This window comes from Streptomyces sp. NBC_00086 (genome assembly GCF_026343255.1).
In the GTDB taxonomy this organism is placed as follows: domain Bacteria; phylum Actinomycetota; class Actinomycetes; order Streptomycetales; family Streptomycetaceae; genus Streptomyces.
In genome coordinates this window covers 115,733-130,144 of sequence record NZ_JAPELZ010000002.1, presented here as the reverse complement: position 1 = coordinate 130,144, position 14,412 = coordinate 115,733, and the positions used below count along the sequence as shown (strand labels likewise).

15 protein-coding genes and 1 pseudogene are annotated in these 14,412 nt (G+C 67.7%); 6 read left to right on the top strand and 10 right to left on the bottom strand.

Annotation, left to right across the window (positions count from 1 at the left end; all coding sequences use genetic code 11):
* The first annotated feature begins 285 nt into the window (after positions 1-285).
* The 5 genes and pseudogenes from OG276_RS37725 to OG276_RS37705 form a co-directional block, all read left to right on the top strand.
* Complete coding sequence (locus OG276_RS37725; protein WP_266913825.1) at positions 286-1,113, top strand: DUF4253 domain-containing protein; 828 nt, start codon at positions 286-288, stop codon at positions 1,111-1,113.
* A 237-nt stretch (positions 1,114-1,350) separates the two neighbouring features.
* The gene (locus tag OG276_RS37720) at positions 1,351-1,812 is read left to right on the top strand and encodes a hypothetical protein (RefSeq protein WP_266913823.1); all 462 of its coding nucleotides are present in this window, start codon (positions 1,351-1,353) and stop codon (positions 1,810-1,812) included.
* A gap of 673 nt (positions 1,813-2,485) precedes the next feature.
* A complete protein-coding gene (locus OG276_RS37715) occupies positions 2,486-3,661 on the top strand; it encodes a hypothetical protein (RefSeq protein ID WP_266913821.1) in 1,176 nt (391 codons plus the stop codon).
* Positions 3,662-3,789: 128 nt separating this feature from the next.
* The gene (locus tag OG276_RS37710) at positions 3,790-3,948 is read left to right on the top strand and encodes a hypothetical protein (protein WP_266913819.1); all 159 of its coding nucleotides are present in this window, start codon (positions 3,790-3,792) and stop codon (positions 3,946-3,948) included.
* A gap of 763 nt (positions 3,949-4,711) precedes the next feature.
* Positions 4,712-4,921: pseudogene (locus tag OG276_RS37705) on the top strand (IS110 family transposase); the annotation flags it as partial.
* A gap of 672 nt (positions 4,922-5,593) precedes the next feature.
* Here OG276_RS37705 and OG276_RS37700 read toward each other — a convergent pair.
* The 6 genes from OG276_RS37700 to OG276_RS37675 all read right to left on the bottom strand — a co-directional run bounded on the left by OG276_RS37700 (position 5,594) and on the right by OG276_RS37675 (position 11,197).
* Positions 5,594-5,914 carry a lysine transporter LysE gene (locus OG276_RS37700; protein ID WP_266913818.1) on the bottom strand — a complete coding sequence of 107 codons (321 nt, stop codon included), beginning with the start codon at positions 5,912-5,914 and terminating at the stop codon, positions 5,594-5,596.
* Between the two features lie 1,065 nt (positions 5,915-6,979).
* The gene (locus OG276_RS37695) at positions 6,980-7,846 is read right to left on the bottom strand and encodes a hypothetical protein (RefSeq protein ID WP_266913816.1); all 867 of its coding nucleotides are present in this window, start codon (positions 7,844-7,846) and stop codon (positions 6,980-6,982) included.
* On the bottom strand, positions 7,843-8,709 hold the full coding sequence (locus tag OG276_RS37690) for an ABC transporter ATP-binding protein (RefSeq protein ID WP_266913814.1): 867 nt from the start codon (positions 8,707-8,709) through the stop codon (positions 7,843-7,845). The genes OG276_RS37695 and OG276_RS37690 overlap by 4 nt, the downstream gene beginning before the upstream one ends.
* Positions 8,706-9,107 carry a GntR family transcriptional regulator gene (locus tag OG276_RS37685; RefSeq protein WP_266913812.1) on the bottom strand — a complete coding sequence of 134 codons (402 nt, stop codon included), beginning with the start codon at positions 9,105-9,107 and terminating at the stop codon, positions 8,706-8,708. Before OG276_RS37685 ends, OG276_RS37690 begins: the two co-directional genes overlap by 4 nt.
* A gap of 356 nt (positions 9,108-9,463) precedes the next feature.
* The gene (locus OG276_RS37680) at positions 9,464-10,219 is read right to left on the bottom strand and encodes a hypothetical protein (protein WP_266913810.1); all 756 of its coding nucleotides are present in this window, start codon (positions 10,217-10,219) and stop codon (positions 9,464-9,466) included.
* A 399-nt stretch (positions 10,220-10,618) separates the two neighbouring features.
* Positions 10,619-11,197 carry a suppressor of fused domain protein gene (locus tag OG276_RS37675; RefSeq protein ID WP_266913808.1) on the bottom strand — a complete coding sequence of 193 codons (579 nt, stop codon included), beginning with the start codon at positions 11,195-11,197 and terminating at the stop codon, positions 10,619-10,621.
* 232 nt (positions 11,198-11,429) lie between these two features.
* Here OG276_RS37675 and OG276_RS37670 point away from each other — a divergent pair, with 232 nt between their 5' ends.
* A complete protein-coding gene (locus OG276_RS37670) occupies positions 11,430-12,149 on the top strand; it encodes a hypothetical protein (RefSeq protein WP_266913806.1) in 720 nt (239 codons plus the stop codon).
* A gap of 272 nt (positions 12,150-12,421) precedes the next feature.
* Here the strand turns inward: OG276_RS37670 and OG276_RS37665 are convergent, their stop codons facing one another.
* Genes OG276_RS37665 through OG276_RS37650 form a run of 4 tightly spaced genes read right to left on the bottom strand, consistent with a single transcriptional unit; the run spans position 12,422 to position 14,405 of the window.
* Complete coding sequence (locus tag OG276_RS37665; protein ID WP_266913804.1) at positions 12,422-12,892, bottom strand: hypothetical protein; 471 nt, start codon at positions 12,890-12,892, stop codon at positions 12,422-12,424.
* Positions 12,889-13,155, bottom strand: a complete 267-nt coding sequence (locus tag OG276_RS37660; RefSeq protein WP_266913803.1) for an Ada metal-binding domain-containing protein — start codon at positions 13,153-13,155, stop codon at positions 12,889-12,891. The genes OG276_RS37665 and OG276_RS37660 overlap by 4 nt, the downstream gene beginning before the upstream one ends.
* A gap of 4 nt (positions 13,156-13,159) precedes the next feature.
* The gene (locus OG276_RS37655) at positions 13,160-13,876 is read right to left on the bottom strand and encodes a 2OG-Fe(II) oxygenase (protein WP_266913801.1); all 717 of its coding nucleotides are present in this window, start codon (positions 13,874-13,876) and stop codon (positions 13,160-13,162) included.
* 13 nt (positions 13,877-13,889) lie between these two features.
* Positions 13,890-14,405, bottom strand: coding sequence for a methylated-DNA--[protein]-cysteine S-methyltransferase (locus OG276_RS37650; protein WP_266913799.1), 516 nt, complete (start codon positions 14,403-14,405; stop codon positions 13,890-13,892).
* Between the last annotated feature and the right edge of the window lie 7 nt (positions 14,406-14,412).

Sequence of the window (14,412 nt, the reverse complement as noted above, 5' to 3'; positions counted from 1 at the left end):
GACGTCGGCAGGCCGGGCACCGTGCGGGCGGACGGTGGCGAGCGCGACGGCATGGCCGTGGTCCTCGGCCACCATTGCAAGGACCATGTCCAACCCCGAGATCACCCCTGCGGAGGTCCACACCCGTCCGGCCCGGATGAAGACGACATCCGGGCCGACGCTGCCTGACCAAGCTCCCCTGAGTCCTCAAAGGTCAGTCCAGGCATGTGCCTCGGAGTAGTCGTGCCATCCTCGGAAGCTGGCCGCAGCCGAGGGCTGTCAGCGGGGGCCGTTACCTTCACCGGCATGACGATTCACTCCAAGCCGCTGACGGCGCTGCTGACCGACCCCCTGGGCCGAGCGCTGGGTCTTGGCCTGCCGCCCGGCTCACTGGTGACCGAGACCAACGATGGACCTTGGTCCGAGCCGCTGCTCTGGGTGGCCGACGAGGTCGCAGCACCCGGTACGTGGGCCGAGTACCTGCCGGCCCGGGACGTGGGACTCCAGCCCGTACTCCTCCAGAACCAATCCGGTATCGAGGAGTGGTGGGACGGCGAGCTGGATCCCGGCATGATGTCGGACCCCAGCGACCATCCTGCAGAGGAGGTTCTCAAGGATTTCTGGGAGTCTGCGGCTTCGGAAACCGAGGAGAACGAAGACGAAGAGGACGCCGGCCAGACCATGGACCCCTTCACCGGCAGCTGGCCTGGGCTTGCGTCGCCAGGAAGACTGGCGGCAGATCCGACCACGACTGCTGCGGATGTGGCCAAGGGTTTGGTCGGACACTCGCTCAAGAGCCCTCGGCTGGCATTGGTCCCAGTGGGCCGGGCTGCGGACATCCCCGCAGCAATCGGCTGGTCCGGGCCGGTCAACTACGAGAACGACGTGGCACGACTGTGTGCCGTTCTTCGTTCCTGGGAGGACCGCTTCGGAGTCCGGGTAGTTGCTCTGTCGTACGCACGACTGGACCTGTCCGTAGCAGCCCCGCCGCAGACAATGGACGAAGCTCTCGCGATCGCTGCAGAGCACTTCGCGTTCTGCCCCGACAACATCTGGCAGGGGTACGAAAGCATCCGCCTCTACGCGGAGGAAGCTCTGGTGGGTAATGCCCACTGGACGTTCTGGTGGGACTGAAGGGCCCAAGTCGTGGGCGGTACAAACAGGTTGCCTCGGCGGTGACGTGAAACTCGCCCTCCGCAATGGTGAGTTTGGTGGCGAACAGGCAGGCCACCGGGCCGGTGTGCAGAACCAGGCGGGCGACCGGCAAGGTCTCGGCCGGAAATCGGGGTCAAGGCCCGGACCTACTGGATCCACGGCATGATCCACGCATGTAGCAGTACGTAGACGTAGGGTGGGAAGCGGGGGCTGTTCATGGGTGGGGACTCGCGCGCGAGGACATCGGGCAGGATCGAATACGGACCGCTGCCGCCGCGCTCGGTCTGGGGGCTGCGATGTCAGTTCTATCTGCAGTGGATCTATCTTCCCGTAGGTCTCGCCGTGGTCGGAGCCGCATCGCTCTTCAGCGTTGGCGGCGGGCCAGCACTGTCGAGCGGAAAGGGCCTGCCGAAGGATCCGTACGGTGACAGCGTGTTGCTGTCCCGGCGCCAGTACCGGCTGGAGCTGAACGGCACACCGGAGCAGTGGCAGGAGCGTGCCGGCTTCGCCCTGCGGCGGGCCATCGCACAAGGTCCCCAGGGCCCTGAGACCTCGCTTCCCGTCAGCGCCTACCGCGGGCTGGGGCTCAAGGGCCTCGATGAGCTGGCCGGTGCGCTGGGATGGCGTCTGGATCGGGGGCGGCTGCGGTTCGGGACGGTGGTCCTCGAGCCGTGTTAGACGACTGCCTGCGTGTTGGTGAAGCGGCGTGGCGGTGAGGGCGGCTGCAGCCTGGCCGACGCCGACCCCCGGCCTTGCTCGTCGATGAGAAGCCGGGTGGCTTCCGGCCTGTCCCACCTCGCGGACGGAGTCAAGGACGTGAAGGTGGACAACGTCAGGCTCAAGGCCCAAGACGTCGACCGCTACCTCGACAAGCCGGCCGTCGCCGAGTGCACCAGGCCCCACCTCATCAGGACAGACCGTGCGGCCCCGTGGACAGCGAAGCGCGGCGTAGCGGAGGGCGATCGCTGCCGCTTCGCCCCACAGCTACGGCTTCACCGCGGGGCACCATCCCTCTTCATCCCTCTTCGTCCCTCTTCCGGGCGTACCAGGACGTCGACCAGCCCGTTGAGCGATGTCACTTTGGGGCGGTTGAGAGCGTGCCGAGGGGCGTGTGGGGACTGCGGAGTCAGGACGCTGGGTTCCACCGCGGCGATCAGCGAGCGATCAGCGAGCAATCAGTTGCTCGTGTACCCCTGGCGGCAGCAGGCCCGAGCAAGGGTTGAGGCTGAAAGACAGGCCGGAGCACCCTCCACACCATACGCCCGGTGTGTCCTGAAAAGAACAGATGTTGAGCTGATGTAAACAATGATCGGATCGCCCCCCGGCGCCTCCCCCAAGAAGGAGTCAGACGATGAGGCCACTGCGCCGCCCCCGCCAGGCCGCCACCCTGCTCGCCGCGCCCACATTCGCACTCACGTTCGCCGGCCTGGTCGCCACCCCCGCTCACGCCGCCACCATCAACGTCACCTGCTCCCCCGCCGCCCTCATCCAGGCCATCACCACCGCCAACAGCACCCCCAGCACCTCCGACACCCTCAACCTCGCCCGCGACTGCACCTACACCTACACCGAGCCGATCGCCGGCCCCGGCCAGGCCGCGCTCCCCCAGATCACCAGCCCCATCACCATCAACGGACGCAACGCCACCATCACCCGCGACGACAACACCGACAGCGAATTCCGCTTCTTCAACCTCCCCCCGGTCACCGGCGCGAACCTGACTCTCCGAGACGTTGCCCTCACCAACGCCAAAGCCGGAGGAGGCGCCCAGGGCGGGGCCATCCAGCTGGGATTCGGCACCGTTGCTTCCCTCAACAACACCCGCCTCATCGGCAACGCCTCCAGCAACGGAGGCGGCGCCATCAGCAACAACAATGGAACCCTCCGCGTCGAAGGTTCCTACTTCAAAAGCAACAGCACCGGAGCCGGCCACGGCGGTGCCATCCTGAGCAGCGGCGCCACACGCGTAGACCTCAGTGTCTTCACCTTCAACTCCACCGGCCCCGTCAGCGGTGGTAACGGCGGAGCCATCTCGCACAGCAGCATCTCCGCACCCTTCACCCTGACCTCGAGCATCCTCACCGGCAACGAGGCGAAAGGCCTGGGCGGCGGCATCCACAACAACAGTTCCTCCGCGACCATCTCCGACAGCCAGATCCGCAGCAACGACGCCAGAACTGGCGGGGGCATCGCCAACTTCGGCACCCTCACCGTCAACATGCTCACCACCATCCGCGGCAACACTGCAAGCTTCTCCGGTGGCGGCATCTACAACTTCGGAACGCTCAACACCCGCAACACCGTCATCGACAGGAACGCAGCCACCCAAGGAACCGGTGCCGGCATTCACAACCAGGGTGACGCAACGCTCAACGACTCCCGTGTCACAGGCAATACCGCAGCCCACGCCCCCGCCGGCCTCCACAACGAAGGCGGAAGCGTCACCCTCAACCACACGACCATCGCGAACAACAACCCCGGCAACTGCGATCCCTCAAACCCGGCGGTCACTAGCTGTACTCGCTAGGTCCACCCAGGGCGGGTACACCAAGCCGGAGGAAGATCCGATTTTTCGGTGAACCCGGCCATCCGGTCGGGTGAGGCACCTCGATGTCCCCTTCCACGCCGGCAGCGCGCCCGGCTGCAACCCGGAGCATGACCAACAAGGTGCTGCGCCGTGGCCCGCCCGCGCTCGCCCTCGCCCTCGCCCTCGCCCTCGCCCTCAAGTACTGGAACAAGGGCCTGATCGCCTATCGCCTATCGCCTCCGACGGATGCGACACAAGGCGAGAAGCCATCCCGGCCGAAGCGGTGACGGCGCCTCAGGGCGCAGCCAGCGGGCCGTGCTGAATGGCGGCGGGCCCGAGATCATCCCGGGCCTCGACGCCTCGGATGTATTCGAGGGGACGCCGGGCGGGCCCCGAGGTCCCCGTTGGCGTCGGCTGCGCTAAGCGGAGCTTTCGCGGCGGACGGGTGATCCCGTGGCGGTCGGGGGGCGGCTGCCCTGCTACCGCTCCTTCCCCTCGCTCCGGGAGCCGAGCGGCTGGCCTGTCGGCATCTACGGGTCGTCCGAAGGTCGCTTGGAGCGGGCCGACTGGAACCGCCTGGTCGACATCATCACCGAGCACAGCCCGCAGGGTGCGGAGACCCGCTGTTGCAGAGGGCTGAGGACTTCGACAACCTGCACGTCCGGGCCGGCACGCTCGCGGATGCCAAGGCGTTGTACGACCACCCGGAGGAGGACGGTTGGACCCCGTCCAACCTCTGGGCCACCAAGGTGGCGGGCCCTGCCCCGCTCGTCGAGGCCCTCCTGAACGACACGGAACTTGAGGTCCTCCGACTGCCTGGGCCCACTGATCCCGACCGCCCGACCTGGGAACGACCAGGTGTGACACGTTCGGACAGGGCGCAGTGTCGGCGCCCGGCAAGAGCTCGCCGTCCGGCACTGCCCCGCAGGTGGCGTAGGCGTAGTGGAAGAGCGGTCAGAACCTTCTAGGTGGCCTTACGTTCCTGGGACGGGATACACGATGAATCGGATCTGGGCCGGAATCGACAGCGGACACCGCAGTCCCCGGCGCATGCCCGGCATCGGACCCCTTCTCGGAGCCGAGCTCCTGGCCGGAGTCGGCAGTGACTTCGCCTTCTTCGCGACCCCGGACCGGCTGGCCGCCTTCGCCGGCCTCGCGCCGACGCCGCACGACTCGGGAAAGAAGAGCGGCAACCTTCACCGACCCCGTCACTACCACCGCGGCCTCCAGCGTGTCGTCTACATGTCCGCGCTGAACAGCTTCGGGACAGTCCCTGACATCGTCTGTCAATGCTTTTGAACGATCAGGTAAACCGTGTCCAGCTCCGCCCCTGAGCTATCAGTTCCCCCACGCCGGGACCAACCCGTTCGACGGCAACTGGCTGGTCATCAGCGGCGCGGTGACAACCTCCGAGGGCAGCTGGGCCTTTGCCGATCCGTGCCTACTGACCGGTGAAGCACGTGAGATATCAGCGTGGCTGCGCGCGGCGGCAGCGGGAAGGGTCGCCGTGACCGGGCTCGATGCCGAAGGCGAGCTGTCACCGGACTTGTGGTTCACCGAGCCGGTCCTGGCCTTCAGCCTCGCCGACCGAACTGAGGGTTCGGTGCTGCTTCGGTCCACCTCTCCTTGGAAGCGGCACCCCCATGGCAGCAGGGTGACAACGGAGCGGACATCTACCAGTTCGTCGTGGAAGTACGGCTGGATACTGCCGCGCTCTTTGAAGCGGCCGACCAGTGGGAGCTCGGGCTCACTACGTTCCCGACCCGCTGATCAACCTCACCCCCCAGGGCACGGGCCCACGTATCCTCACAGGCGGCCGAGGCTTGACTTCTCCATTGGGAAGCCAGTCAGCCCAACGGTAGGCCAGCCTGAGCATCGACATTCGTGCAGGTCAGACGCTGTGGCCAATCACGCTGGAGCAGCGATCCTCCCTCATAGGCAGCCGCATCCTGTGCCGTAGAACAACAGGAACACACCTGTCGCGGCGGCCAGGGTGAAGGCGGCCGTGGTCACGGCGGCGAGGCCCCGACGGCGGCGACCTTTCTCGGGATCACGGAAGGTCCTCCAGGCGCCGTGGGCGAGGAAGAGGCTGAGCAGTCCGGCGCCCGCCACAGTCAGGCGCGGGCTGAAGGACCAGCTCAGGTAGGCGATCAGAGACAGGCAAGCGAGCAGGGCGCAGGCAAGCAGGGTGAGGATCAGTTCGGCCACGGCTTCTCCCACCATCTCCATCAGGAACTCGCTGATTCCCTTCACTGCCCGTCGGACTCCCACTGGCGTTCCCCATCCTCGGCACCACACGGCCCACCCCGGACTCGATATGGAGGACCGATGAGGGGCCGGAATGGTTGCGGGGGCACAGTGGCGCATCGTCGGCGAGATCCACCCACCCGACTGGCCAACCGCAACGCTCAGTAGCACCTCGTCTTGAGCGAGCGTCTCGGTACCGGTTGGGGCGGGGGCCTCATTGCGTTCATCACCGACAGGCGATATTGGCTGTGCCGGTGACAACTGGGCTCTGGCAGCTTCCGGAATCGCTACATGTGATGCTCCAGCAGGTCTGGAGAGTGCGGGCTATTCCGTACCGTCCGGGTCGATGCCCAGGGCATGGAGCACGACGGGATCTCCTGGCAGGACGTGCTGTTCGAGGGCATTGACGTGCTGATCACCGCCGCAGCACACGGTGCGGGCGGGCTGATGGTGCGGCTGGCGGGCACGCCGTACGGATCCTGCTGTCCGTACGATCGTGCTGCGTCCCCAGGGCCTTCCGCCGGCGAGCGTCCGCTGTCCGACGTCGCCTTCCTCACCGTCGCCGAGGTCGCCAGTCTCATGCGGGGCCCGGCGCGTCAGCCGTGCAGGCGAATGCTCGCGTGCAGCGCGCCAGTCGCGGAGACTCGACGATGGAGGGAGCGTGCTGCCATGTCACCGCCGTGCTGGCCCAACCGCTCGGCGGCCGGCCAGTACTCAGTCCGGCGAACGGCCTACCCCTACCCCTGGCCCTCGCCTGAATCAGCGCGGAGTGCCCAGCGCGCCCGACCTCGACGCCCATCGTGTCGAGTTCGGATGGCCGTCGCGGTGGCTCGGCCCGGACGCACACGCCACGTAGAGCGCCTCCCCACGCTTCGGGGCCGGCTGCGGTGCCTCCACATCGCCTGGTCGGCGCCGGCCGCCCGGCTGACCTGCACGACGCGGGTGCCCGTGATGTTGTCGCCCTCCTTGCCCGGCACCGAGGTCACGTAGGGCGATGTGCGGCAAGCAAGGACGGCTCGGCGCGGAAGGAATCCATTCGCTGTCTTTCGACCCGCAGGCAGTTGGGGCCGGTCAGCGGTGTCGGCGGCGCAGGAGGGCGAAGGCCGCGCTGATCACGGCGGCGGCGAGGGTCAGCAGGATCGCGCTCTCGACAAGTTGCAGCGGCCAGAAGTGGGACTCGGGGTGGTATCGAAACCCGATGCGGTCGACCGAATCGGAAAAGCGCCAGTTGTCCCAGCCACGTGGGGTCCCGTCAAGGGCGGGCCAGAGCCGGGAGCGGAACAGGCTGACAACCGCCCAGATGATCCCGGTCGCAGTCACGGCCGCGGCCATGGCAGGTACCGTGCGTCCGATCAGCAGGCCGGCCAGGGCGCCGACAGCGATGCCGAGGAGGGCGTAGCCCACCCCCACCGGCCCGATCACCCCGTACACGGGGAGGTCGTACCACTGGGTTGGGTACCAAGTGTCCAGCGTTCCCCGCCGGATCCAGGACGCCAGCAGCACGAACGCGGGCAGGACAAGGAGTACGGCGGCGGCAGGTACCGCCAGCTTGGCAGCCAGCCAGCGGGCCGGACTGACCGACTGGGTCCACTGGAGTCGGTAGGTGCCGGATTCAAACTCGCGCCCGATCAGCGGACCCGCGACGAACGCGCCGAGGAGCAGGGGCAGCGCGCTCACGGCGAACGCAACGAAGTGGAACATCTTCTGGAAATACAGGCTGCGGGAGAGGAAGCCGCGGACTTGGATGCCGCAACCCGACACCGTGTTTTCCACCTTGCAACCGGTCGCAGCGAGGTCCTCGGTCAATGACTGTACGTACCAACGACCGGCGGGCAGGGCGATAGCGGCGAACAGCACCAAGGCGAGTGAGATCCACAAAACATGGCGGTGCAGACCGACGGTGACCCGAACGGGGCCGCGCAGGACAGGGAGGGTCATGCCGCTACCTCCACGGCCGGGGTGAGCAGGACCGGAACATCCGGGGCGCCGAGGTGGGCGAGCACCAGTTCTTCCAGGGTGGGTTCGATGGCCTGCCAGCCGTCGCTGCCGGTGTTCACGGTTCCTTCCGGACGGATCAGGGCGCTGAGTTGGCGCCCGGTGGAGCGCGTGGCGATCACGGTGTGCGGAGCCAGGTCGCGGATCGGGCCGGTTACCAGGGTGTGGGCTTGCAGGAGATCATCGACTGATCCGCCGAGCCGGACGCGTCCGCCGTCGATCAGGAGCAGGTGGTCGCAGGCGTCCTCCAGCTCGGAGAGGATGTGCGAGGACATCAGGACGGTGGTGCCGTGTTCGGCGGCCGTCGCCAGCAGCACCCCCATCAGTTCGCGGCGGGCGAACGGGTCCACGTCGGACAGCGCTTCGTCCAGGAGCAGCAGCGTGGGCCGCTTTCCGAGGGCCAAGGCCAGGGCGAGCCGGGAGCGCTGGCCCCCGGACAGGGCGCGGACGCGTCCGCCCGGATCGAGGTCGCCGGCCTCCACCATCTTGCCTGCGGCGGCCGGGTCCCAGCGGCCGGGATTGAGGTCGGCGCCCATGCGCAGGGTCTCGGCGACCGTCAGATGCGGGTAGAGCGGTTTGTCCTGGGCGACATAGGCAATGGCCTCGCGGGCCGGCGTCGTCAGGGTGCCCTCGGTGGGCTTCAGTACGCCCGCGGCCAAGGCCAACAGGGTGGACTTGCCCGCCCCGTTGGGGCCGATCAGGGCGCAAATGCGACCGGCGGGAAGCCGGAAAGAGCAGTCCCTCAGGGCCCAGCTACCGCGGCGGAACCTCCGTCCGAGGCCTTGCGCTTCGATGGCTGCCGTCATTCCTCGTCCCCCTGGTTCGATTCACTGTCGGATCCGCTCAGTACGGAGGTGAACAGTGCGGTGATGTCGTCCTGCTCCAGGCCCGCCCGCCGGGCCCGTGCCAGCCACTGGGCGAGCTCGGTGCGCAGCGCCCCGTCGGCCGCCCCGCCCTCGCCCAGCGTCCGGCGGACGAAGGTTCCAAGCCCTCTGCGGCCCTCCACCAGCCCCTCGCGTTCGAGCTCCCGGTACGCCTTGAGCACGGTGTTGGGATTGACGGCGAGGGCCTCGACCACTTCACGGGCAGTGGGTAGCTGGTCCCCCGGCTCCAACAAGCCCAGGCGGAGAGCCTGTTTGGTCTGTTGCACGATCTGGAGATAGGTGGCCACACCACTGCGCCGGTCGATGCGGTACTCGATCACGCGAACTATCCCCCTTTCACTAAGCAACTAGTGAAAGGGTGCGTGTGGGCGCCCCGACTGTCAAGAGCACTCAGGCACCAACACGGAGGCCGGACCGCCACTTCACGCTCAGGAGCGGAGCCGCACGCACCGCACGCCTCATGCGGAGTTGGACATTGAGGCCCGCCACCTGGTTGGCCAAATGTACGGAGCCCTGGCCGGCGGCCGGCTGGGTGGATCCGCACTGGGCGCAGGTGAGACCGGGATTCGAAGCGCGGCCACAGTCGTCGGCACCGTAAGACAACTCATCTTTTTTCGCCGCATGTTGTCCAACGAGGGGCCACGAAGAGCGTCGGCGCCGACGGAGAGGAGTCCGATCAAGGCGCGGAAAGACGCCGCATCCCCTGAGCGGTGTCCCCTAGCTGCCATACCTGATCGTTGGTCAGGCGTCGGACATCCCAGATGAGGCCGGTCACATCGGCCGTGGCCCCGGTTGGTGGAGGGGTTCCGTCGGGCACGACGATGCCAGTCAGTGCGGCGAGGTCGTCTGCTCGGATGCCGAGCACGGTCGCGTAGTCAACCAAGAGGTCAGGGGTAAGTTCTTTACGGCCGTGGCCGACCTGCCCGTACGTGGCCGCAGACCAGTATCGGCCGGTCAGGGACAGAAACGCTCTTGCTCCGGCGGCCCACCCCAGGTTCCGGTTGGCGAGCAGACGCATGAGCAGGCCGCCGGCACCTGGCGGGTACTGCAGATACGCGCGTGTTTCCGGGACCGACCGTGTGCGGTCCTCTTGTGGCAGTGACGCCGCGAGCCAGCGCAACCGGTCCCGGTCCGCCCGTGGCAACTGCGCGGCGTGCCCAGCAAGGCGGGCCACCCCTGTTCCGGCACGCGGGTCGAGCGGCACCATCTCCAATGGCAGAGCCGCCGAAGCGATGACAAACAGATCCTCGGCGTGCAGCTGAAGTGCGGGGGCGAGCCGTCGCAGCAACGGCGGGCCCGGCGCTGCACCGTCGAACACCGCCCGCATTTCAGTCTCCGGGACAGCCGACACATGGGCCAGCTCATCGACGCGCAACCCTCGGTGCTCTGCCAACCGCGCCAACAACACATCGAAACCTGGAAAACCCGCCACCCGTTCAGAGTAGATCCCTGCGGGGCGAGTGCTGCTGGAACAACGGAATACGCCCCGCAGGTCAGGTCGAATCTGACCGTGGTCCGGTGCATACCGGCATGCCCAGGGCGGTCGGGCTGCACTGGCTGCTGTTGCCGCGTGTCCGCTCCAGGCTGCGGTCGAGGGCCGCGAGTCTCCCCCTTGGCCTTGGTGAGACCGACCTGGAGCATGGGACAGCGCAAGCACGAATGTTCATGCTGGCAGGGGGTTCCGTAGGGGCGGGCGCAGTCACCCAGCTCGAGTTTGCGGGTGTGGAGGTGCTGCCGGGGGCTCTTGCCACTCGGCATCCGTGGATTCGTGGTTGCATGAAGCCCCGCATCTGGGCCAGGCCGCCACCAAGGGTGACGACCCGTCGGCGCCTCAAGCGACGGATGACCTGAAGGGGTCGGTGGGAATGACCCCTGCGTCATCGAGACGTCGCTCCAACGCCTCGTGACCTCGGCTCCTGCGGAACTCGATCTCGGCGGCCGTCACCGGAAGGGTCCACAGGATCCTGACGTGTCCCTGAGGCAGCGAACAGTGCTCAAGATCGGGCCCGTGGAGATAGGGCAGGCTGATCAGCAGGTGGTCGCAGGCCGAACCCGGCACCCACGGTTCGCCGATCGGCATGCTGTGTTCCAAGTCGAGCTGATGGCCTCCGCAGTGGTAGGAAGCGACCATCGCCGTGAGTTCAACGAACCGTTGGTCACGGGCGGGGGCGGTCATGACGAACTCACGCCCGTGCCCGTCCTTCACCATCTCGGCCGAGCACCCGATGGTCACATAGGCCCAGCTGTCGCTTCGGGGGCCTGGCGCCACAACGAGAACGCGCAGGTCGGCTATGGGCTCTCCCCGTTGCGGCCCGAGGCCGAACTCGATGGCCTCGACGGAGTGCCCTTCGAAGAACGCCCGGACGTGTGACTCAACGGCCTCCGCCGCCAGACTCCTCGCATCACTCACCGCACGATCATCCCAGCCACGCGAAGAGCCATGGGACTGCGGGTCAGCAAACTGCTCTGCCGAACGACCCAACTCAGGGATCGAAAAGCTCGCTTGCGGATCACTGGTGACAGTTCTGTCTCAGGGCCTCCCACCGCCAGCGGAGGGGCTGCCTGCGACTATGCGCTTGCGAGGGCCTGTTCTTGATGGGTGCGTCCGTCAGAGCATTGGCGGGGGGACTACTCTCCGGCGTATGACGGAGGGGTTTGATGTTGCTGCTGAGCTGGCGGCCGTTTCGGATCGGGCGGATGCCTGGAGATTCATCGAGGGATTCGTTGCGCATTGGCGCGAGCCAATCCGCGCCGGCGATGGCTGCGGGTTCGAGGAGCTCACCGAGGCGGAGTGGCGCCTGGGATCGCCGCTGCCGACAGCTTTGTGGGAGGCATATGGACTGTTCGGGCGACGGGCAGACCTGACCAGTGTCCAGGATTCCTTTCTTTCCTTGAAACATCTCTATGTTGACGACGGCGCTCTGGTGTTCCGGTTGGAGAACCAAGCGGTCGCGGAGTGGGCCATCCGCCAGGAGCACCTGGAAGACGACGATCCGCCCGTGGTCTTCCGGCGCAAGGACAGCGACGCAGACCCCTGGAAGCCCTTTCTCAACCGCTTTTCCACCGCATGTATCGAGATGCTGCTCTCCGAGTCCCTCTTCGCTCACAATGCGACGCGTGCGGACAACCGCCCCCTCGAAGAGTCAGAGACCATCGAGGCACCGCCCGGGTTCCAGCGTCTGGCCTTGCCCGACTACCCGACGTGGGCTGTCGAGGGATGCGTGATCCGGTGGTTCGCCTCGTCTGATGCACTGCTGCGAGAGGAGGCCGATGAGTGGCTTTGGGCCCTGGGCCGCACTGCTCCCGCGCTGGACTCGGTACGCGATTCCCTCCCCGGTGACTGGATCAACCAGCCGTCGTGAATCTCCAGGCCGACAGCATGGAGGTCGTGCGACGGTTCGTTGGCCACAGAGCCACGAGCAGGAACGAAGGTCCTGACCCACCAGCATGGCTGTGGTCACGAGATCGTGTTCTGGAACGGCTCACTCACCGTCGTCTGCCGTGATCTCGTCGCGACATGGACCGAGGCTGACTGCCCCGACAATTCATAGGCATACAAGTCCTCCTCGCGCACAACCGAGGTCGAACGAGCCTGCGGCGCGGCTTGGCCCCTCCCCGCGGCGTCGCCATCTCACTACCAGCTCTGCCGCGTGATGCCATTCGGCGTCGGCACCTCGAAGGCCGTGGGGGCGTCGGCGAGGGTGACCGGTGAGGCGAACGTGAAGGTGCGCGATGGGGTCCAGGGGGTGCTGTGGAGTAGGCGGCGGGTCATCTGGGCCCAGCCGAGGGGGGCTGCGGCGATCACCCAGGCGTCGGGGGCGGGCGTCGTCAGGCGGAGGGCCGGGCGTAGCCAGGAGGCGGCGTGTTCGGGCCAGGTGACCGTGTCCAGGACTTCGCCGCCGCGGGAGCGCCAGGCCGTGGCGAAGGCCGACGCGGCGGCGGCCGAAGCGGTGTCGCGGCTGTGACCGATGACCACCGTCTCGGCCCCGGATCGGGTCACGAGGGCGACTAGGGAGGCCAGTTCGGCCTCGGTGTGCGGGGCGGGGGGTGGGAGCGCGGCGTAGGCGGCTGCCTCGGCCGGACCGAGAAGGGGTGATCTCTTCATTCTTGGGCTCCGGTTCTCTGGGTGGTTTTCCAGTCGGAGTACTTCTGCGGGAGGCAGCGGGCGCACGGGCGGTAGCCCGCGACCCGGGCGGTGGGTTCGTCGGCGAAGAAGACGCGGTGCGGGATGTAGCCGCCGCGGGCGATGGCCCGCAGTGCCGAGGGGCAGTCCAGGCGTCCGTAGAGGCGTGCGCCGCGGTGGCCGCCCAGCCGGCCCGGGGTCGGGGACGGGTACGGGCGGCCGTCGGGCCCGGTCAGCAGGTACACCCGGTCAGGCCGCGTCGTGGAAGACCAGGCCCAGGGCGTGGCGGCGGCCGCTGCGGACCGTGCTCACGCCGTGGCGTACGGCGCCTGCGGCCCAGCCCCGCTTGGTGCGCACCGGGCGCTCCTTGGTGGTGAAGATCAGGCCGTGGCCTTGGGGCAGCGGGGTCGTGGTGCCCCGGGACTGGGCGCGTGGGCGCTGTTCCACGAGCAGGAACTCGCCGCCCGTGTAGTCGGTGCCGTAGGCGTCGAGGCCGATGACGACCTGCATCGGGAAGACCATGTCGCCGAAGAGGTCGCGGTGCAGGGCGTTCCAGTCGCCTTCCTCGTAGCGCAGCAGGATCTGCGCCGAGCGGTCCTGTCCGGCCGCGTGGCACATCGCGATCCACTCGTCGAGCGAGTCCGGCCAGGGTGCGGGGCGGCCCAGGCGTGCGGCCCAGTCGCGGGCGATGGTGAGGAGGTGGGGGTAGAGCGCGGCCCGCAGGGCTGCCACGGGTTCGGGGAGCTCGTGCGTGAAGTAGCGGTACTCGCCGGATCCGAAGCGGTAGCGGGCCATGTCGATGGTGGTGCGGAAGCGTTCCGTGTCCTGGTAGAGGGAGGCGAGGTCGCGGCACTGGGCGGGGCTGAGGAGTTGCGGTGTCAGCGCGCACCCGTACGCGTCGAGTTCTTGGGCGAGGGCCGTCCAGTCCGCCGTGCCGAGGGGGTGAGGAGAGTTCTGCGGCTTCATCGGGCTCTTTCGTTCAGGTCGTGAGCATCGGCTGGAGGGCGCCCTCGTGGGTGAGCAGGGAGACTTTGCGGTCGATGCCGCCGGCGTAGCCGCGCAGGGTGCCGTCCGCTCCGATCACGCGGTGGCAGGGGCGTAGCAGCAGGAGGGGGTTGGCTCCGATCGCCGCGCCCAGGGCGCGTACCTGGCCACGGGGGACGTCAAGGCGCTCCGCGAGGGCGCCGTAGGTGGTGGTCGTGCCGTACGGGATCGTGTCGATGGCGTCCCAGACGCGCTCCTGGAATTCGGTGCCGCCTGCGGCGTACTCCACCTCGAAGCGGGTGCGACGGCCCTCGAAGTACTCCGCCAGCTGGTTGTTCACCTCGGTGAAGGCTTCGGGGTCGTGCCGCCAATCGGCGTGGGGCACGGTGGTGTTGCGGCTGTCCGGCATGGCCAGGGTCACCATGGTGAGGGCGTGCGGGGTGCGGGTGGATCGCTCGGCGACCAGGAGGAGGGTGCCCAGGGGGCTTTTGGTCCTCGTGAAGAGTTTCATCGGGCTT